We start from the raw sequence: 21,979 nt of genomic DNA on the forward strand, positions 1-21,979 counted from the left end.
ATTCATTTTTATTTCGATATTTGTGTTGTTATGAAAACACAATGGAACGGATTATTAGCTTATTTAAAGTTCCTCATCAAGCGCAAGCCTGAGTGAGTGAGTTCTTTATTATACTACTTTAAGTTAATCAATAGCTGGTTACAACAGTTAGTTTCATTCGTATCGATTTATTAATAGTCTACTATCTTTCTTGATAATTAGCTATTTCTATATATGAGCATTCTATGAGTTTATTAAATCTATCTAAGGGATATTTTTAATGCTTATTGAGATATGCACTTTGATCTATATAGTTTATTCTAAGATTCTTATTACCAACCAAAAAATATAAGTAATTATGCCTTTGTATCACCATTTAGGGAAAATTCCCCCTAAGCGTCATACCATATTTCGAAAGGAAAATGGGGACTTGTATTATGAGCAATTGTTTGGAACTATTGGTTTTGACGGTATGTCAACTAATATGTATCACGAACATCGACCAACTCAAGTAAAGAAAATTTTAGGACAATATAGTGTTGCTCCTAAAATAGCAAAAGCCAATAATATTCAATCATACCGTTTACGTGGATTTCAAGTTAATCCAGAAGATGATTATTTAGATAGTCGAAAAGCCGTTTTAACAAATAGTGATTGTACTATTGTGTTAGCTGCTCCTAAAAAGTCAATGAAGGAATATTTTTATAAAAACACAGATTCTGACGAGTTACTGTTTATTCATAAAGGTACAGGAACACTTAGGACAATGCTAGGTAATTTGACTTTTAAGTATGGAGATTATTTGTTGATTCCTCGTGGGATTATCTATCAAATAGACTTTGATACTGAAGATAACAGATTGTTTATCGTTGAGTCTAGAAGGCCTATTTATACTCCAAAACGATATCGAAACTGGTTTGGTCAGTTATTAGAACATTCTCCATTTTGTGAGCGTGATATTCGCCGTCCAGCAGTTTTAGAAACACATAATGAAGAAGGGGATTTCTTGATTAAAGTTAGAAAGCAAGATGAGATATTCGATATGGTCTATGCTACACACCCTTTTGATGTAGTGGGATATGATGGTTACAACTATCCGTATGCATTTTCTATTCACGATTTCGAACCAATTACAGGGCGTATTCACCAACCGCCTCCTGTACATCAGACTTTCGAAACAGATGCTTTCGTTATTTGTTCATTTGTGCCTAGACTATATGATTATCATCCAGATTCGATACCTGCGCCTTATAATCATAGTAATATAGATAGTGATGAGGTATTGTATTATGTAGACGGAGACTTTATGAGTCGTAATGACATTGAGGCAGGACATATATCACTACATCCAGCAGGTATTCCTCATGGCCCTCATCCAGGTGCAGCAGAAAGATCAATTGGAAAGACTGAAACACAAGAATTAGCTGTTATGGTGGATACATTCAAACCCTTAATGGTGACAGAAGAGGCGATGAAAATAGCAGATGAGAAATATTATCAATCTTGGTTAGAACCAGAGAAGTAAAAAAACAAACAACAACCTAAAAACTATAAATTATGAGTAAAGAAGTAAAGTCTGTAGAGTTTGGACTGGAAAAAATATTTGAAGGAGCACAGGATTTCTTGCCTTTATTAGGAACCGATTATGTAGAGTTCATAGTAGGAAATGCAAAACAAGCAGCACATTTTTATAAAACGGCATTTGGGTTTCAATCTTTAGCTTATGCAGGATTAGAAACAGGTGTTAGAGATCGTGCCTCTTATGTACTGGTACAAGATAAAATAAGAATTGTATTAACCACTCCACTTACTGCAGAGTCAGATTTGAATAACCATATCGTAAAACATGGAGATGGTGTAAAAGTGGTGGCGTTATGGGTAGAAGATGCACGTAAAGCTTATGAAGAAACTACTAGTCGTGGAGCGAAATCATATATGGAGCCTGTAGTTGAAAAAGATGAGTTTGGCGAGGTAGTTCGTGCAGGGATTTACACTTATGGGGAGACTGTGCATATGTTTGTAGAACGCAAAAATTACACGGGAACATTCTTGCCAAGTTTTAAGAAGTGGGAAAGTGATTATAATCCTTCATCAGTAGGTTTGAAATACGTTGACCATATGGTAGGTAATGTGGGGTGGAATGAGATGAACACTTGGGTAAAGTGGTATGAGGATGTGATGGGATTCGTTAATTTCTTGTCTTTTGATGACAAGCAAATTAATACAGAATATTCAGCTTTAATGAGTAAAGTAATGTCTAATGGAAATGGTAGAATTAAGTTTCCAATCAATGAACCAGCTGAAGGAGCAAAAAGATCACAAGTAGAGGAATATCTGGATTTTTATAATGGATCAGGTATACAACATATAGCTGTAGCAACAGATGATATTATTAAAACTGTGGCAGCAATGAAGAATAGAGGTGTTGAGTTTTTATCTGCACCTCCCCAAGCTTATTATGATATGATCCCTACACGTCTAGGTGTACACATGGATATGATGAAAGAGGATATTAATGAACTTCAGAAATTAGGTATTATGATAGATGCGGATGAAGAGGGGTATCTATTACAGATATTTACTAAGCCTGTGGAAGATCGTCCTACGTTGTTTTTTGAAATTATTCAGCGTATGGGAGCTCGAGGTTTTGGTGCGGGGAACTTTAAAGCGCTTTTTGAATCAATCGAGAGAGAGCAAGAAAAAAGAGGAACACTTTAGAATTCAGTTAATTAAATACTAAAATAATGCTTCTGTTGGTTCTATAAGTTAAATATAGGTTAAAAACTAATAGATGTGGTATTAACCGAAAAAAAAACATACATTTGCACTCGCAAAAATAAAGTCGTCATAAGCTTTATTTGAGTGTAATAAATTTTTCATAATTTATAGTTTTTTGGTTGGTTAATAGCATAAAAACTCAGTCATTTCTTTGGCTGGGTTTTTTTGTTTAGTATTTTTGATTAAAATACGACTAATATGAAAAAGAATCTTCTAATATATCTAGTGTTTGTTTTGTGCACTAGTTTTGTATATTCACAATCTTCTGTGAAAGCCTTTGACAAAGGAGAATTCCTTAAGTTTAGAATTAGTTATGGTCCAGTAAATGCTGGTATTGCGACATTGCGCTTGACTGATACAGTTCATAACGGCATTCCTGTATATCATGCCAAGGGTATTGGTTATACAACGGGCGTTACCAAAGTGTTTTTTAAAGTCTATGATAATTACGAAAGTTATTTTGAAAAAAATAGTGTAGTCCCACATCGTTTTATACGTAAAATAGATGAAGGGGGGTATACAAAAGATCAGGAAGGATGGTTTAACTATAAGACAATGAAGTCTACAGTGAAAGACTATGAGAAAAAGACAGAGAAAGAATATGGTATCACGCGCAATGTACAAGATATTGTATCAGCGTTCTATTATCTGCGTAAATACCCTGGCTTAAATGATCTTAAAATAGGCGAATCTATTGAGATTGACATGTTTTTTGATGGTGAGATATTTAAATTTAAATTAAAATTTCTTGGAGAGGAAGTTTTAAAGACAAATTTTGGTAAATTGAAAACTTTAAAGTTTCGTCCTTATGTGATGGCAGGAAGAGTGTTTAAGGAGAAAGAGAGCTTGACTGTTTGGGTAAGTTCTGACGTGAATAAAGTACCAGTTCGCATCAAAGCTAGTCTTGCAGTAGGATCTTTAAAAGCAGATTTATCTGACTATAAAAATTTAGTAACGAAGTTGAAATTCGAAAAATAACAGACCACCAAAATTATGATAAATCAAAAGTTCTCTGATGTGGTAGAACGCTTTAATGAATTAGGAATTAAGGCTGAAACACAAATAGAAGGTATGCTGTATGCAAAGCCTATTACATATTGGGATTATATTCAGACTGATGCCTTACTTAGTCTTCAAACACAAAGAACAGTATTGCCTGATGAAATGGTATTTATCATGTATCATCAAGTAAACGAATTGCTTTTTAAAATGATATTGTGGGAATTAGATCAAGTTAGTTCTTGTACTGATAATCTGCTTACAGTTGAGTTCTTTAAAGATCGCTTGAATAGGATAAGTCGTTATTTTGACATGTTAACATCTTCTTTTACTATTATGAAAGAGGGTATGGATGTAGAGCAGTATCTTAAGTTTAGAAATACCTTAGCTCCTGCAAGTGGATTTCAAAGTAGTCAATATAGACTGATTGAATTTGGTTGCACAGATTGGATTAATTTGATTGACAAGCGTTTTGTTGGCGATTTACCACAAAATATTTCTGAAAAGGAAGCGTTAGAATATATGTATTGGCAGGCAGCTGGTAAGGATTACGTGACAGGAGAGAAATCATATTTACTTAGAGAGTTTGAAGATAAGTATTGTGAAATATTTGTTAAAGCCATGAAAGATTATGAAAAAACAAATTTATGGCAGAAATTTGTAAAGTTACCCTTAGAGTCTAGATCAGATATTGAATTGATTAATACGATGAGGCATTTTGATAAAACGGTGAATGTTACATGGGTAATGGGGCATTATGAAGCGGCACTGAAGTATTTAGAAAGTAATAAGGGGGAAACTAAAGAAGCTACAGGGGGAAGTGATTGGAAGAAGTATATGTTGCCACAGTATCAGAAGCGCATTTTCTTCCCTGATTTATGGAGTGAGGAAGAGAAAGCTAATTGGGGAAAATAAGGAGAGGAAGTTGTAAATAAAAGATATTTTAGAGTTTTGAAGCATTTTATATATAGTATATTAATCGCTTCTGCACTTTTTTCATGTAAAAAGACAGAAGAGGTTACAATTGAAGAGCAACCAAAAGTTGAACATGCCGAAGAAATAGTTGGAGAACTATATGGTTTTCAACTAAAGGATTATGTTTTGGTAGAAGACACCATTCGCAGTGGAGATAATTTAGGTAAGATTTTTGGAGAGAATAATATTGGTTCTACAGAAGTACTTAATATTGTAACACAAGTAAAAGATACTTTTAATGTTAGAAATATTAGAGTAGGACAACCTTATGCTCTAGTTAAACATAGGAAAGATCAAGAGAAGTTAGCTGCATTTATATACCATCCAAATGTAACAGGATATCAAGTAATTGATTTACGTGATTCTGTTCGAGCTTATACAATTACTTATCCCGTAACTATTAAAAGAAGAACTGTTGCTTCAGAAATAGAAGGTTCGTTATCTGCTAGTCTTGCAAAAGAGGGAGTGGATCAATCTTTAGCAACAAAAATGTCTCAGATTTTTGCTTGGTCTATTGACTTCTTTAAGTTAAAACCTGAAGATAGATTTGCTTTCACAATTGAAGAGAAATATATAAATGATACAGTTTATCTTGGTATTTCAAAAATAGAAGCAGCTTATTTTAGATATAGAGGAAAGGATTTATATTCATTTCCATATAAAAGAGATGGGAGTAAATCAGTAGAATACTTTGATGAAGAAGGAAGACCTATGAAGGCAATGTTTTTGAAAGCACCTTTAAAATTCTTTAGAATTACTTCTAAATATTCTAAAAATAGATTTCATCCTGTTCAGAAAAGATGGAAATCTCACAATGGAACAGATTATGCTGCTCCATCTGGGACACCAATTATGACAACAGCATCTGGAGTTGTAGAAAGAGCTGGATATACCGCAGGAAATGGTAACTTTGTTAAAGTAAAACACAGTGGTTCATATTCTACGCAATATTTGCATATGTCCAAAATACTTGTAAAAGTGGGACAAAGAGTTGATCAAGGACAGACGATAGGTTTAGTTGGAAGTACTGGGTTAGCAACAGGGCCGCATGTTTGTTATAGATTTTGGAAAAATGGAGTGCAGGTTGACCCATTAAGCCAGAATCTTCCAAATTCAGTGCCAATGGAGAAGAGAGATTTACCAGGTTTTAAAGCCTATATTAATCCACTAAAAGCTGAGTTAGATAAAGTGTTAAACGAAAAATTTCTAGGAGAATAAAGAACGGAGATGCAATGTTAGATAGTATAAATCCTTCTGGTACTTTGGCTTGGAAAAAGCTTAGAGCACATTTTGCACAAATGGAGTTTGTGCAAATGCAAGATCTTTTTGCTGAAGATTCGGATAGAGCAGAAAAAATGCATATTCAATGGAATGATTTTTTATTAGATTATTCTAAGAATAAAGTGACAGATGAAACGATGAATCTGTTGTTCGAACTTGCTAATGAATTAAAGCTTAAGGAGGCTATTCAGGCAATGTTTAAAGGTGAAGTCATCAACGCTACGGAAAAGAGAGCAGTATTGCATACAGCATTAAGAGACCTTTCTTCTACATCTAGTTTAGAAGTAGAAGGTGAATTCGTAATGTCTGATATAGTAAATACTCGAGAACGTATTAAGGATTTTACATCCAATGTTTTAAAAGGACAGTATGTGTCTTTTTCGGGTAAGAGATTTACAGATGTTATAAATATAGGCATCGGAGGTTCGGACTTAGGACCTAAGATGGTTGTTCATGCTTTAGCAAATTATCGCAATGATTTAGGGATGCATTATATCTCAAATGTTGATGATGATTATTTACAATCTGTATTGAAAAAGTTAAACCCTGAAACTACTTTAGTTTTAATTGTATCTAAAACTTTTACTACTCAAGAAACTATCGAAAATGCTAAGAAGGTTAAGTATTGGTTAGAGGATAGTTTAGGTGCTGTTGATTTGAGTAATCATTATGTTGGGGTATCTGCTGCAATAGAAGAAGCTATGAGTTTTGGCTTAAAGCGTGAAAATATTTATCCAATGTGGGATTTTGTAGGAGGACGTTTTTCTTTATGGAGCGCTGTAGGTATTTCTATTGCTTTGGCAGTTGGTTATGATAATTTTGAAATGCTTTTAGAAGGTGCATATTCAATGGATCGTCATTTTATTGAGGCAGATTTTAGTAATAATATACCTGTAGTATTAGCTTTGTTGAGTGTCTGGTATAATAACTTTTATTGCTATGAGACTGAAGCTGTTGTTCCGTATAGTCAATTACTTGGTAAGCTTCCTGCTCATCTACAACAGATGATTATGGAAAGTAACGGTAAGAATAAAGATAGAAATGGCGATCCTGTTAATTATCAGACAGGTACATTAATATGGGGAGAAGTAGGTGTTTCAGCACAACATGCTTTTTTTCAGTTATTTCATCAGGGTACCAAAGTGATACCAATAGACTTTATTGGTTTTGTTAATCCTCATTTTAAAGAAAGTACTAATCACGATATTTTAATGTCTAACTTTTTTGGGCAAAGTGAGGCTTTATTAAAGGGAAAGGTAGGAGAACAATATGATAGTGATGGAGGTCCTTTTTTAAGTAATTTTAGAGAGTTTTGTGGAAATAAACCTTCTAATACGTTATTAATTCAGAAGTTGACACCTAAATCTCTAGGGGAATTGATCGCATTATATGAACATAAAACATTTGTACAAGGTGTAATTTGGAATATTTTTAGCTTCGATCAGTTCGGTGTAGAGTACGGAAAGATTTTGGCAAAGAATATACAAAACGAAATTAAAACAAAAAATATTTGCGAACATGATAGTTCTACTGAGTTTTTGTTGCGTTATTTTGTGAAAAACAGAATAGTAGAATAAGTCTAAATAGTGGTTAAACGTTAATTTTAATGTTTTGGTAACATTGCGAATATATGTTTTTGTACATTTGTCGCGAAAATAATTTTATCACTTACACTTACAAAATGAAAAACTTGAAGAACTGGATGCTAATGATGGTAATGATATTTACCTCAGTATCCGCATTTTCACAGAACAAAATCACTGGTATTGTTGTAGATGGAGAATTCCAATCGGGATTACCTGGTGCAACTGTGATATTGAAAGGAACTCAGAATGGTACATCATCTGATACAGATGGTAAGTTCGAATTGAGTGTTTCTGGGGATAAAGGAGAAGTAGTTATCTCTTTTATCGGATATCAAACTAAAACTGTAGCTTTCACAGTTGGCGCTGACAAGAAAGCTGATCTTGGTACTGTAGTACTTGCTGCAGACGAGAGCATGTTAGATGACATCGTTATTATGGGTGTGGCTGACGTAGCTAAAGATCGTAAAACTCCAGTAGCCGTTTCTACAATCAAGGCAGCTGAAATTCAAGAAAAACTTGGTTCTCAAGAATTTCCTGAAATTTTAAACACAACGCCATCTGTTTATGCTTCAAAAGCAGGAGGTGGATTTGGAGATTCAACTATTAATATCCGTGGTTTTGATCAAAGAAACATCGCTGTATTAATTAACGGTATGCCTGTTAATGATATGGAAGGTGGAGCTGTTTATTGGTCTAACTGGGCTGGTTTATCAGATGTTACGTCTGCTATGCAAGTTCAACGTGGATTAGGATCTTCTAAAATTGCTATTTCTTCTGTAGGAGGAACAATCAATGTATTAACACGTACAGCTGATGCAAGAGAAGGAGGTTCTGTTATGGCAAGTGTGGGTAATGACAATTACTTTAAAGGCTTAGCATCTTATAATACTGGAGTTTTGGAGAATGGTTTCTCTGCTTCTGTTTTAATGAGTTATAATAGAGGGAATGGTTATGTTGAAGGAACTGATTTCGAAGCAGTAAGCTATTTCTTAGGTTTAGGATACCGTTCTAAAGATAGCCGTCACAACTTACAGTTTACTTTTACTGGAGCTAGTCAAGATCACAGACAACGTTCTACAATGACTACTATTGATGATATGTATAAGTACAATAATGGTGAGATTAATAGAAAGTGGAATGTTGATTATGGTCAATATCAAGGAGAGGGATACAACTGGAGATCTAATTTCTACAACAAACCAGTAATGTCTTTAAACTGGGATTTCAATATAAACGAAATGTTTAAGTTCTCAACAGTAGTTTATGGTTCTTGGGGCCGTGGTGGAGGTACTGGAACACTTGGTAAGATTGGTAAATTTGGTGACCGTGATAGTAATCTTAGAGATGCTCAAGGACACGTAAGATATGATGATATTGAACGCTATAACACTGGACAAAATGTAGCAGGTTGGGGAGCTTTAAAACCTCAAGGTACAGGAGATTATCAAGGACAATATATTACTGATAGAAGTAATGGTTTTGCTCAAAGAGCAAGTATTAACTCTCATGATTGGTATGGTACAGTTATGAACTTAAATGCTAAAGTAAATGAGAATTGGACATTTGATATAGGTCTAGATGCTCGTTTGTATAAAGGTTACCATTTCCAAAACTTAGTTAATCTTTATGGAGCTAATGGTTATGCTGATACTAATGATTTTAACTATGGTAATGCTCAAACTGAAGCAAGTAGAAGACATGTCGTTTCTGAAACGTATAATGCTAAATCTTCATTAAATCCATGGGTTAATTGGAATGATAGAGAAAAGGTTGGTTATAATAATGATGGTGATGTAAAATGGTTAGGTGGTTTTGGACAAGTAGAGTACTCTAAAGATAACTTAACAGTTTTTGCACAAGGATCTATCTCTAATCAATGGTTTCAACGTGTAGATTATATGAAATATGATAGACGTACTGAAGCTGGACAGGATAAGTATAAATCTGGTTATAAAAGTTTAGTTGGTGGTAGTATTAAAGGGGGGCTTAACTATAACATTAATGAAAACCACAATGTTTTTGGTAATGCTGGATATTTCTCACGTCAACCATTCATGAATAATGGTGTTTATATCAATAATAGTAATGATATGAATCCTAATTTACAAAACGAAAAGATCTTAGGTTTTGAATTAGGTTATGGTCTTCGTTTAACTGGATTTAAAGCTAATGTGAATGTTTATAGAACATCGTGGAAAGATAGAATTATCAGAACTACTGCTAATGATGTTTATAAGGATAAGAATAACATAGTCGATGCTTATGCTAATTTATATGGAGTTGAACAGTTACACCAAGGTTTTGAATTTGATTTTATTGCTAATCCAGTTAGTCGCTTAGATATCACTGGGTCTTTATCTTGGGGAGATTGGAAATATAAAGGTAACGTTACTGCAGATTATCAAAACTTACAAGATAACAACCCTATCTTAGTGGATCCTAATAATCCAAGTAGTGGATTTATGACAAGTAAATTATATTTAGATGGTGTTAAAGTAGGAGATGCTCCTCAATTTATAATTAATTTAGGGGCTGCTTATGAAATTGTACCAGGATTAAAAATAGATGGTAACTACCGTTTTAATGATAAGTATTATGGTTTAATAAACCCTCAAGACTTTTCTAAAGAAGGAAATGCAGGAGCTGTAAAATTACCATCATTTAACTTGTTTGATGCTGGATTATCTTACAAAATGGAAGTTGGAAAAGGTAAGAAAAATTCTGTATCTATGCGTGTGAATGTTAATAACGTATTTGATACTACTTATGTTACTGCATCAAGAACTAATATTCATGCTACAGAAACTAGTACAACTTGGAAAGGTTTAGACACTAGAAATGAAGTATATTTTGGTGTTGGAAGAACTTGGAATGCTACTTTACGTTATAACTTCTAACAGTTATACAAAAATATATCACAAAAAAGGAGATCGTCTACGGTCTCCTTTTTTTATTGTGTAATTTTAGGGTTATAATAAAAAGATAAGTTATGCGCATTAATAAATTTGGTAAATCAGACTTGTACGTTCCACAACTGTCTTTTGGCGGTAATGTATTTGGATGGACATTAGATGAGAAAGATTCTTTTAAGATGTTAGACGAACTTTATGACAATGGTCTGACATTTATAGATACTGCCAACAACTATTCTTATTGGGCTCCTGGTAATGTTGGAGGTGAATCAGAGGCAATTATAGGTAAGTGGTTTAAAGAGCATAAGAAACGTCATGATATTGTGCTATCTACTAAAGTAGGAGGGAGTATGAATGAAGTTAGTCGTGGCTTATCTAAAGAACAGATTGTTCAAGGTGTAGACGCTTCTTTGAGACGATTGAATACAGATTATATTGATGTTTATTTTTCTCATCATGATGACCTAGAGACTAATCAAGAAGAAACTATGGAGTCTTTTAATGATTTAGTAAAGGCTGGTAAAGTACGTTATTTAGGAGCATCTAACTTAGAAGCAGATCGCATTAGCAGTAGTAATGCTCTTGCGAAAGAAAAGGGATGGGCTGAGTATATCGCTATACAACCTCTTTATAACCTATATGATCGTGTTAAGTATGAACAGGAGTACTTGCCCCTAGTTGAGAAAGAAAACCTTGCTGTAATGAGTTATTTTGCATTAGCTAGTGGTTTCTTAAGTGGTAAGTATAGAAGTTTAGAAGATATAGAGGGAAGTTCTCGTAAAGATATGGTGAAGGGATATATAAACGAACGTGGTATCACTATTCTTAATCAATGTGATGCAATAGCAAAACAGCATAATGCAACAATAGCAGAAGTAGCGATAACTTGGCAATTACACAAACCAACTATTAGCACACCTATTGTGAGTGCTACATCTAGCACTCAATTAAAAAGCTTAGTCCGTTCTATGGAGATTAAGTTGTCTGTAGAAGAAGTGGCTCTACTTGATAAGGCAAGTGTATACTAGGAAATAGAAATTTTATTCTAAAAATTGAAAAAGGCAGACTCAATATGAAGTCTGCCTTTTTCAATTTTTAGAATTGTATAAGCTCGAATGTTGTACTTTTCTTACGTTGTAGACCTAAGTAGTAATGATCTCCTTTTCTAAAGATCATTGAATAGTTAGTTTTTATCTTGTTATCAGCGATGTAATTGCGTATTTCATCGACTTTATTTGTTGCTACTGCAGCCGTCGGATTATGTTTTAACTCCTTGTCTAATGCGCTATATGCCAGGATGGTCTGTGTACCTCCGTAAGCGTTTAGGTTATCTCCACCTATTGACGTTATGGCCATTTCAATAGCTGTTCCGACTAATGCTCCTATCAATCCATATTGACCATATACAGGTTGGTTTTTGTTCAGGATTGTTGCTCCACCGTAACACACGGTGTAACCATTAGCATTAGGAAATAAAGATAAACCATTCATACTAGAACGGTAACTCCTGTTGAGAAACTGACTTGTTTTTGTAATGGTTTTAGCTCTATTAAGATTATTGTCAACAGCTTGATAAATCTCTCCATTTAAGAAACTAATATCTTGTGCTTTATCAATTCTAAACTTTTGTATTAGATCACCACTCAGATAGTTGATATTAATATTTATAAAATCTTTCGTATAGCATATTTGGGCAATTTTATCTTCTAGTAAGAACGAATTAGATTTAATACTCAAGTAGTCTTTATTTTCAGTATTTTGATTAAATATACTACTACTTGCTTGTTTACTTTTCAAGTCAATAAACAGCAAAACTGTTCTTCTGTCAGAATTATCTAAGGTAATGTACACTGCTTTATTGCGGATGTATACTTTTCTTTTAGCACTGGCAGTCGTTATTGCACTAGGAAGCTCTTCTCTTATTTTTAGAATATTAAGAGGTCCTTTAGTTGATTCAAGACCTTGAAGTGCTTGATGTAGTGTAGTTAAGTTATCCTCATTATCATAGAATTTGTTTCTGTCTAAATCTATTTGTGAGTCACTAAGTTGTTCTAATAGAGAGTTGTACTCTATTATTCTAATAGAGTTTGTGTTTTTTAAACTTGTGATGACATAAAACATACCGTCAACGCCCAAACTTGTAACGATATTTTCATCTTTAAGATCGAACACGATATTGTTGATTATTGGCTTTGTTTTTGAGTTGAAATCATATGACATTGAAGTCAACTCTTTTCCATTTCTCTCTAACCAATACAGCGTTGGATTAAGGTTAGTATCTGTAGTATGTCCCACGAGTAGCTTTTTTTTAGCATCGAAGTCTTCTGCTATAGTACTTACTACATTAAATGAAGCATCTGTCTTATGTGCCTCTATATGAGAATTAGTCATCACGAAAAAGAAGTTATTGTCTTTTTCTTCAAACTGATACGTATCTTCAATATTGGTGATAAATGTATTTATTTTTGCACTAGGTGTTTGTGCTAATAAGTTGGATACACCACTTACGATGAGTAGTAATGCTACATTTATAAATTTCATATTTTGTGTTTTTAAGGTAGGCATAAAGTTAGACCTTAATTTTAGTTTAGTTATGGTGTTTATTCAAAAAGAGATGTAATAAAAAGGGTAGCCCCTAAATAGATAACGTCTTTTATTTTAAATTGAAGGAATGATTTGATAGTAGATTGAAGGTGATACATTAAGCTAGCTTTTTAGTCAGAGCTGTATTCTTTCCTTAATTGACTAATTTTGTTGACTATTAGCGTGCTTAGGTTTCTTATAAAAAAGGTAAACTTTATACATAACATATAGGTAGATTAGTAATGCTATTAATGAGAAGAAATGAATAATATTTACTAGTAGGGAATTGGGTGTAAGTATATCAGTTGCATTGTATCCTTCTATGTTTAAGTCTAAAAGAAGTATTATTGCGAAGGTATAGAACAACGGTTTAAATATTCCAATGTAAAATTTGTTGAGAATAGTTATAGATGTAGTTTTAAAGTTAGTTAAAAGCTTTATAACTATATATATTCCAAGAAAAAACACACATAGTTGTATTACTAACCTTAGTTCTGTATCAATGTCAAGAATATAAGTAGCACCAGTGTCTAAATCAACATAAACATTGATTATTTTGCCTACTTGATAGAAGTTATAGTCGTTGTCATTAGTATAATAATATAGTGTTCCTTCTTCAGAACTCAGTCTAATCGTATAGGGCTGATTACTGTAGTAAATGCTTCCTGGTTCTATATCCATAATCATAGCAGGTACTTTGTCATAAGTAATCATAGCAGTGGTGAATTGTCTCAAAGTATAATCTGCATTATCAGACTTGTTGACTCTATCCTCTGAGGATTGCTTATATGGGAAAAAAGCAACAATTATAATTATTATTAGTATTAAAGTCGGAAAGTATTGTGTTATTTTCTTATTCATTTCGTAATGATATAATTATTTTTTTAACACTTAAAGATACTCTTTTTAATAATTAATGATCAAAAAAAAAGACCACTGAATGGAATCAGTGGTCTTTTCTATTATGCTGTAAGCTGTGATTAGTTAATCGTAGCTCCGTTTTTTACATTTTCTTCGTCAGGATTAACGAATACTAATTTACCATTTTGGTCTTCTGTCATCAGGATCATTCCTTCACTTTCAACACCTCTTAAGGCACGTGGAGCAAGGTTAGCTAATACAGTTACTCTTTTACCGATGATATCTTCTGGTTTAAAGTGTTCTGCGATACCAGATACGATTGTACGAACATCCATACCAGTATCCACTTTTAATACTAAAAGCTTATTTGCCTTAGGCATTTTCTCAGCTTCTACGATAGTACCAACACGTAAGTCAAGTTTAGCAAAATCGTCGTAAGTCGAAGTCTCTTTTTGAGGCTCTACTACTCTTGCAGCAGCAGCGTTCTCTTTTTTAGAAGCTTCTAATTTATCTAATTGTTTTTGTACTTCCTCGTCTTCTATCTTAGCGAATAATAATTCAGCTTGTCCGATAGTGTGTCCAGCAGGTAGTAATACTTTATCTTGAGAGATAGTACCCCAAGTAATAGTAGTCTCTATCTTAAGAATAGACTTTAATTTATCAGCTGTGAAAGGCAAGAATGGCTCAGCAAGTGTGCTTAACGCAGCCGCGATTTGAAGCGCTACATACATCTGCGTTTTTACTCTTTCTGGATTCTCTTTGATTAGCTTCCAAGGCTCTTCGTCTGCTAAGTATTTGTTCCCTAAACGAGCTACATTCATCATTTCTGCTAATGCCTCTCTAAATCTGTAACGATCTACTGAATTTTCGATCACAATTGGATATGCTCTTAATTCTGTCAATGTAGCGATATCAACCTCTGAGAATTCATTTGGCTGAGGGATTACTCCTTCATAGTATTTGTTAGTTAATACTACCACACGGTTGATAAAGTTACCGAAGATAGCTACTAACTCATTGTTATTTCTAGCTTGGAAGTCTTTCCAAGTGAAATCATTGTCTTTTGTTTCTGGAGCATTAGAAGTCAAGGCATAACGCAATACATCTTGTTTACCTGGGAAATCTTCTAAGTACTCATGTAACCATACTGCCCAGTTTTTAGACGTAGAAAGTTTGTTTCCTTCTAAGTTTAAGAACTCATTTGCAGGTACGTTATCAGGTAGGATATAACTACCTTCCGCTTTTAACATCGCAGGGAAAATCACACAGTGGAACACGATGTTATCCTTACCGATGAAGTGTACTAATTTAGTATCATCAGATTTCCAATATGGTTCCCAATCTTTCCCTTCTCTTGCAGCCCATTCTTTAGTAGAAGAGATGTATCCGATAGGAGCGTCAAACCAAACATAAAGTACTTTACCTTCTGCACCCTCTACTGGTACTGGGATACCCCAATCCAAGTCACGAGTTACAGCACGTGGTTTAAGTCCGTCATCTAACCAAGATTTTACTTGACCATATACGTTAGGTTTCCAGTCATTTTTATGACCTTCTAAAATCCACTCACGTAAGAAAGTATCATATTGATCTAATGGTAAGAACCAGTGTTTAGTAGACTTTAATATAGGTTTAGTCCCTGTGATAGTTGACTTAGGATTGATTAAATCCGTAGCGTTTAATGATGTACCACATTTCTCACATTGGTCACCATACGCTTCTTCGTTACCACATTTAGGACAAGTACCAGTCACGAAACGGTCAGCTAAGAACTGATCTGCTTTCGCATCATATAATTGTTCTGTTACTTCTTCGATAAACTTCCCTTCAGCATATAACTTCTTAAAGAACTCAGATGCTGTCTGGTGGTGAATAGATGATGAAGTACGTGAGTAATTATCTAATGAAATACCGAAATCCATAAAAGACTGCTTGATAATACCATTGTATTTATCAATTACTTGTTGAGGACTAATTCCCTCTTTTTTAGCTTTCATAGAAATAGCTACTCCATGCTCATCACTTCCACATATAAAAGCTACGTCTTTTCCTTGCAAACGCAAGAATCTTGCATAAATATCAGCAGGTACATATACACCAGCTAAGTGCCCGATATGGATAGGTCCATTCGTGTACGGTAAGGCTGCTGTAATAGTATATCTTTTAGGTTCTTGTATCATATATCAATTACTGTTAATCTCAAACTAATTTGTAATATGCAAAAATAAACAATACTAATGGAATACTGTTATTTATTTTTCACCTAGTATATAGTCTGTCGAAGTACCCAATCAGCACATCAATTATCCTGAATCCATGTACTGTTGAAGAATGAAACATCTCACACGTAACTCGACACAGTAACTATCATCTATATTGCCTATTATAATGTGATTCTTCCTTGCGTCAGGATGACAAGTTTTGTGTGAAATGTATAACGTATATCATGTCTCATCAGCATATAACATAACCACAATCCATGTCCTGCTGAAGAATGAAGCATCTCACGCGTAACTCGACACATTAACTATCATCTATATTACCTAATATAACAGGATCCTTCTCATATACTCTGTCAGGAGGACATAGCATGGGGGAATATTGTAACCATAATCCTTGTCATGCTGAAGAATGAAGCATCTCACGCGTAACTTGATACAGTAACCACAATCTATTATCGTAACAAGAAAACATCATTTGATGTTTTATGCGGGCGTATAGTTATACGCCCCTACACCTAGATGACGCCAAACAATGCTTTATACATATCACCTAATGTCGTAGGTACACATTCCTAACTCCTAATTTGAAATTCGTAATTAATTATCACTGATATCAGGAACCTCTAAGATTGAGCGTACTCCCTCAAATACTCCTTCATTAGTTTGGTAACTTTGTACGGTAGGTTTAGAGTCTTTAGGCTGTTTGATTTCTGCCATAACTTAAGTTTTTTTGTTTTTTCGTGATTTTGGTTTTTTGCTGGGGCGAATGGCTATTCACCCGTACCATTCCTGTTTTCTAATATATAAAAATCAGCATACCAAGTACATAAGTAATGAAAAATAGTTATAGGCTGTTCAGCCCTTAGTCACTCTGCCTTGATGGCTGAATGCGAATTAATTAGAAACTAAAAGCGCTAAAAAACCTTTCGTTTTTAGACAGATTTCGTCTTATACTGTGAGAAAGTAGAGAGGATGAAGTTATCCAGTTTAAGAAGAGTAGAAGAAGTATAACAGGAGTATTATTAGGCAGAAATTCTATTAGCCTATTATTCTCCTAGAATAGTCCTAGAATAGTCCTAGAACTGTCCTAGAATTCGATAACATATTCCGAATTTGTTGGGGTTAAAGGTGGTATTAGAGGTTAGGCGTTGTATGTGTTTTTTTATTAAGATGCTGAATATTATATATTTATAATTAGTTTCATTTTAAAAAAACATTAAAAAAAGTAGTATTGAATATGCTATATCGTCTGTGGATAGGGTAGAGCAAAAAAAAGGGATGTATTTGGAGCTACAGAATTCTAATTTTTAGAGCAAAAGAGGATGGAAGGATAAAAAATAGAGGATTAATGTGTGGAGAAACACGTCACGGATTGCCGTGACGGCGAGTATAGTGTTTCGACAGTGTAAGTATTGTGACTATTGTAAGGATATAGACGTACTGTTGGCACATAACGGTAGGGGCGTAACACTTTACGCGCTCATAAAACATCTAAGATGTTTTCTTTTTAAACTGTATATAAAAAAGCCATTAATCATAGTTTGACTAATGGCTTATGTTGTATGTTTTGAGTTTCTACTCTTGTCCTTTTTGTTGTTGGATATTTTTTTTCATATCATCATCCATTTTGAAACTCCCATTGCTAGAAGATGAGCTGTTCTCACCTGTACCGTGCATAGGGATAGCAGTAGGCCCTTGATCTTCTGATGTGCTTTTAGATGTTGATTCTACAGGCGTTGTTTCTGTTGGAGTAGTGTCTTTGTTTTCTTTACATCCTACAGTTAGTAGGGCTATAGTAGCGATTAGTATAACGTGTTTAGTCATTTTATATGTATTGTGAGTTTTATTGTTGTTGTTTGGAGTGAGCTTATTCTAGATTAGGTTGCATCGGTTGATTGATGTCGTCAGATGAGATAGATGTTGCCTTCTTGTGTCCTTTAAGGCAAAAGAAGTAGATACAACTAAAGATCCAATTGAACCAAAATAGATAGAAACCTAAGTGGAAATAAAACTTCATGTGCTTATGTGAGGTAGTCGTGAAGTCAATATATGTATAGTATGCTCCGATTAATCCGATGACTAAGAATACAAATGATATAGTATGACTTGTCTTACTTGAAGTAAATTTCTTAAATAAAGCAAGTACTAGTATCACGGTCATTTGTACAGCGAATATCGCTAATGCAGTCTTCCAAGGTGTCTTAAAAATAAGATATTCTCTTTTGACTAAGGTTATTCCTATTCTTCCTAATGTAGACATATTGGCTATCAATAGAGAAGAAATTATAGCTAGAATAACTTGTATTAGTGCTAGTATAGTGATGTTCTTTCCCATTGTTTATTGGTTAATCGTCCAACCTGTTTCTTCAGTAAAGCGAAGTTTATACTTCTTAGTGATGAACTTTGTATTGGGGTTTTTGTCTTTTGCAAGAGAGATGAATGGAGTATACTCTTTGTTAAGCAATACTGATGCAGTAGCAGATTTTTTACTTCTGTTGTTTAGTTGTAGATTACTACTATCGCCTAACGTATATAGTATCGTTTTTACTGTTACCTTATCATTCTTTTGGTCAATCACGAAAGGGTGAGCTTTCTCCGTAAGTTTAAGAGTCACATTCCAAATAGAGTCTTTAGATAACCATTTCTTTTTAGAAGTTTCTTCTGCGAACTCAATGTATCCGTCCTTCTCTAGTGCTTTATATTGCTCTATTTGCAGACTGTCTTTCTTCTTTCTAAGCTTCTTCTTTCCTAAGTTTATTGTTGTTGTCTCGTATTCTGGTTTATCAGAAAGGTAAACTTCTATCGTATCATACGCTTTAGAAGCTGAGATATCCTTGTTGTTACAACTGCTAAGTAATAGCACTAAGAATAGTGATAATGTAGTTAGTAAAGTTCTTGTTTTCATAGCGTAAATTTTAGTCAAAAGTACAAAAAAAGAGATTACGTTATTAACTATTTTCAATTGCGTTATTCGCTGTTTTCAAATGGGTTATCTGTAAAAATAAAGGCCGCTATATAGCGACCTTTATTTTATCTGTTTTTGTTGGATTATTAGTTTCTAACCCAAATTTCGATGTCTTTCTGTAGGCGTTTACCATTAGAGATTACTGTCATACTCATAGACGTTTTTCCTGTATTCTCATTGGTTTTGATGACTAATTCATCCCCTTCTATTGTAGCGTATCCGAACATATTCTCTAAGTTCTTTACAGACTTTTCGATTAATGCATAAGGGCTATCTTGATCTATCACTATATCTTTAAGCGCAACTCTAAATTCTTTATTTGGCTTAAGTACGATTTGGTTTACTAAGATTTCAGGTGCATTATTATCTTGGAAGAAAGGAACAGAAGGGAACCAGTAATGTCCATTCTGATCATTGCTATTACCACCTTCCATAAATGCTTGACCTTTTAGAACTCCTTGGTTAGAGATTATTCTAGTCCAGTTATAACTTCCATTATCACCCCATCCAGATCTTTTGACTAATAATACTAAGTCATCAGTTACAGGATCTACTCTAAGTCCTGCGCCATAGAATGCTAGTTTCTTCTAAGTACACGACAAAAAACAAAATACATTGATATTTAGTTGATTAACTTTAGAATGAAATAGTCTAGCCAAGTAATCAAGGCCTAATTTTACTACACTAATACTTCTATTACTATGTTTTTTGAAGGATATAGGTTTAATGTATGTATCGATATAATCTCCAATTTTATAGCACCAAACAAGTGCAAGCATTACTAGCATAATGAGCTGTTCAAGTTTTTTAATACACTTTAAATGCGTGTCTTCAATATTAAAACCACTTGACTTCATTGCTCTAAATAATGTTTCTATTTGCCATCTTTCTTTATATTTTTCAGAAGCATTTTCGGGTTTATTAAAACTTACAATTATACAATAATCAGTTTTGCCATCTGTCATTATCTTTGTGGCTGACAGATAACATAGTTGTCCATGTAGATACACAATTTTTTCATAAGCTCTAAACTCTCCAACTTTTAAATTGTAAAACAGATGATATGCATATTTATCTTCTTGCTTATGAGGTAGATAAACTTTAAAATTGTTTCGAATACGTATATAATACCTAATTCTTTCGTTATTCAAATATTCTATCCAACGTTCTCCAATAAACTCTCTGTCAGCTAATAAGCACTCTATACAATCTTTTCCAAACCATTCTATAAAATCATTAATGAGTTCTTTTCTCTCATTGGTATTTGAGTTTCCTTTTTTATCTAACATCTTAAATATTAAAGGGAAAGCAACATTTTTGTAACAAACACCAAGCATCAGTATGTTGATGTTTTGATTTCCAAACTTCCAGTTTGTACGATCTATAACAAGGGTATATTTATCTTGTTTAGGAAGAATAGCAAAGATGAACTTAGCTACAAGTTCAGATGTTAACTTAGCATCATAAACAAAACGTTGAATACGCCTACAGTTACTTTCTGCTTTAACTGAGTTGTCAAATGCTATAGATATATTTGTAAAATTGACTGACTTTACTTTGCATAGAGCCACGATAAATAAGGAAATAAAACTGATCCTAGCTAAATTGAGTTTATCCTTAAAACCTCCTTTTAATATCGTTAAAAGTTCTGTACTTTTGTAATCTAGGCTGTTGTTCGTTTCTAAAGGCATTACGTGAGAATTTTTCCTTTAAGATACTGAATATCAGCCTTTTTTACAAATATATGTCTCGCCTATTTTGTTGTAAATCAGATATTTAACATTTTTGTCGGGTACTAAGTAGTTTCTTATTAAATCCGTCTTCTCCTAATGTGTAAAACTCTTCGTTAAGTTCTCCTGTCTGTGTATTAAACTTTACTACGTTAGCTCCTTTTGTCCAATATAGTGCATTCTCTTTCACACTTGATGATAATGATCCAGGATTCCAAGCACCCCAAGTTCCATTGATAGGTGCATTAGCGATAGGATAAGTCTTTGTATCGTTTTTGTCTTTAGGATTGATACGTACTATTTCATTTCCTTTACCTGCCCAGACTATACCCTCTTGATCTAAAGTGACTTGAGTATATCCACCTGTTAGTTTGTCTATTACTATATCTGTATCGGTGCTAATAATAGCTAATCCTTCCCCTTGAATTACAGCATACACTTTACCATTGGCATAAACCATATTACCAGTTTGTTTGCTAATACCATCTATTTTTCCTCCTATAGCTTTTGTGTTAATGTGGTATACAGTGATTCCAGAGCCTGTAGAAATATATCCTTTAGAATCTGACACTCCTACAAATGCTCTACCGTCTCCTTGAATATTTTCAAAAGATTTAACTTCCTTAAAGTTCTTGTCTGTTACGACAAATCTATTTCCTTGTTTAGAGATTATATAATAGTTCTCACCATAAGCTACCCCCATAGTAGTAGTCACACCTAGTTCCTTACCGCTATTCGCCTCAGTGTATATTCTGTATTTTCTATTTAGTCCGTAATCTAAGAAGTTTACGCTTCCTTTATCATGTCCAAACCAATCTTCATTGGCAATGTAGAAGCCTGTTGGTTGGATTAATGGCGTTGCTGCAGAAGGTGGGGTAATTCTAAAGCCGTCTTCATTTCGGTTATCATCTTCAGAGCTACATGCTACTGTAAAAGCAAGTAGTGAAAGCACAAGTGAGCGTGCTAAAATTCCTTTTTTCATTATAGTTTGTTTTTTGCTTTTACAAAAATAAGCCTTCAGCTATAGGAACAAAGAACTTTTGCTTTTCTTTTTTATAAATACACTTTTTAAGTAGGAGTATTTTACTATTTTAGAGGAATAAAGAGA

Annotated in this window: 16 protein-coding genes and 1 pseudogene; 8 read left to right on the top strand and 9 right to left on the bottom strand. The window is 33.7% G+C overall.

The features are described from left to right. Positions 1-337 precede the first annotated feature (337 nt). From LNQ81_RS06315 to LNQ81_RS06350, 8 genes are all read left to right on the top strand, one after another. Positions 338-1,504 carry a homogentisate 1,2-dioxygenase gene (locus tag LNQ81_RS06315; protein WP_229945305.1) on the top strand — a complete coding sequence of 389 codons (1,167 nt, stop codon included), beginning with the start codon at positions 338-340 and terminating at the stop codon, positions 1,502-1,504. Between the two features lie 32 nt (positions 1,505-1,536). Continuing rightward, the gene (hppD, locus tag LNQ81_RS06320; protein ID WP_229945306.1) at positions 1,537-2,697 is read left to right on the top strand and encodes a 4-hydroxyphenylpyruvate dioxygenase; all 1,161 of its coding nucleotides are present in this window, start codon (positions 1,537-1,539) and stop codon (positions 2,695-2,697) included. Positions 2,698-2,955: 258 nt separating this feature from the next. Then, a complete protein-coding gene (locus tag LNQ81_RS06325; RefSeq protein ID WP_229945307.1) occupies positions 2,956-3,735 on the top strand; it encodes a DUF3108 domain-containing protein in 780 nt (259 codons plus the stop codon). Between the two features lie 15 nt (positions 3,736-3,750). After that, positions 3,751-4,671, top strand: coding sequence for a tryptophan 2,3-dioxygenase family protein (locus LNQ81_RS06330; RefSeq protein ID WP_229945308.1), 921 nt, complete (start codon positions 3,751-3,753; stop codon positions 4,669-4,671). A gap of 36 nt (positions 4,672-4,707) precedes the next feature. Continuing rightward, positions 4,708-5,949, top strand: coding sequence for a M23 family metallopeptidase (locus LNQ81_RS06335; RefSeq protein WP_229945309.1), 1,242 nt, complete (start codon positions 4,708-4,710; stop codon positions 5,947-5,949). Between the two features lie 14 nt (positions 5,950-5,963). Further along, positions 5,964-7,589, top strand: coding sequence for a glucose-6-phosphate isomerase (gene pgi / locus LNQ81_RS06340; RefSeq protein WP_229945310.1), 1,626 nt, complete (start codon positions 5,964-5,966; stop codon positions 7,587-7,589). Positions 7,590-7,693: 104 nt separating this feature from the next. After that, positions 7,694-10,495 (top strand): TonB-dependent receptor, encoded by a 2,802-nt coding sequence (locus LNQ81_RS06345; protein WP_229945311.1) that lies wholly within the window; start codon positions 7,694-7,696, stop codon positions 10,493-10,495. A 92-nt stretch (positions 10,496-10,587) separates the two neighbouring features. Next, positions 10,588-11,538, top strand: coding sequence for an aldo/keto reductase (locus LNQ81_RS06350; protein WP_229945312.1), 951 nt, complete (start codon positions 10,588-10,590; stop codon positions 11,536-11,538). A 67-nt stretch (positions 11,539-11,605) separates the two neighbouring features. Here LNQ81_RS06350 and LNQ81_RS06355 read toward each other — a convergent pair whose 3' ends face one another. From LNQ81_RS06355 to LNQ81_RS06395, 9 genes and pseudogenes are all read right to left on the bottom strand, one after another. Continuing rightward, positions 11,606-13,051: a hypothetical protein gene (locus LNQ81_RS06355; protein WP_229945313.1), complete on the bottom strand. Its 1,446-nt coding sequence runs from the start codon at positions 13,049-13,051 to the stop codon at positions 11,606-11,608. Between the two features lie 204 nt (positions 13,052-13,255). Continuing rightward, the gene (locus LNQ81_RS06360; RefSeq protein ID WP_229945314.1) at positions 13,256-13,954 is read right to left on the bottom strand and encodes a hypothetical protein; all 699 of its coding nucleotides are present in this window, start codon (positions 13,952-13,954) and stop codon (positions 13,256-13,258) included. Between the two features lie 119 nt (positions 13,955-14,073). Then, positions 14,074-16,134, bottom strand: a complete 2,061-nt coding sequence (gene metG, locus LNQ81_RS06365; protein WP_229945315.1) for a methionine--tRNA ligase — start codon at positions 16,132-16,134, stop codon at positions 14,074-14,076. A 1,617-nt stretch (positions 16,135-17,751) separates the two neighbouring features. Then, the gene (locus LNQ81_RS06370; protein WP_229945316.1) at positions 17,752-18,000 is read right to left on the bottom strand and encodes a hypothetical protein; all 249 of its coding nucleotides are present in this window, start codon (positions 17,998-18,000) and stop codon (positions 17,752-17,754) included. A gap of 43 nt (positions 18,001-18,043) precedes the next feature. Continuing rightward, the gene (locus tag LNQ81_RS06375; protein WP_229945317.1) at positions 18,044-18,511 is read right to left on the bottom strand and encodes a cytochrome d ubiquinol oxidase subunit II; all 468 of its coding nucleotides are present in this window, start codon (positions 18,509-18,511) and stop codon (positions 18,044-18,046) included. A gap of 3 nt (positions 18,512-18,514) precedes the next feature. Then, positions 18,515-19,081, bottom strand: coding sequence for a hypothetical protein (locus tag LNQ81_RS06380; protein ID WP_229945318.1), 567 nt, complete (start codon positions 19,079-19,081; stop codon positions 18,515-18,517). Positions 19,082-19,227: 146 nt separating this feature from the next. Beyond that, positions 19,228-19,713 (bottom strand): annotated as a pseudogene (locus LNQ81_RS06385) (DUF5074 domain-containing protein); the annotation flags it as partial. Between the two features lie 15 nt (positions 19,714-19,728). Continuing rightward, the gene (locus LNQ81_RS06390) at positions 19,729-20,832 is read right to left on the bottom strand and encodes an IS4 family transposase (RefSeq protein WP_229944201.1); all 1,104 of its coding nucleotides are present in this window, start codon (positions 20,830-20,832) and stop codon (positions 19,729-19,731) included. An 85-nt stretch (positions 20,833-20,917) separates the two neighbouring features. Beyond that, positions 20,918-21,853, bottom strand: coding sequence for a DUF5074 domain-containing protein (locus LNQ81_RS06395; protein WP_229945320.1), 936 nt, complete (start codon positions 21,851-21,853; stop codon positions 20,918-20,920). Between the last annotated feature and the right edge of the window lie 126 nt (positions 21,854-21,979).

The sequence above is a fragment of the Myroides oncorhynchi genome, assembly GCF_020905415.1.
GTDB classification, from domain to species: Bacteria; Bacteroidota; Bacteroidia; order Flavobacteriales; family Flavobacteriaceae; genus Flavobacterium; species Flavobacterium oncorhynchi_A.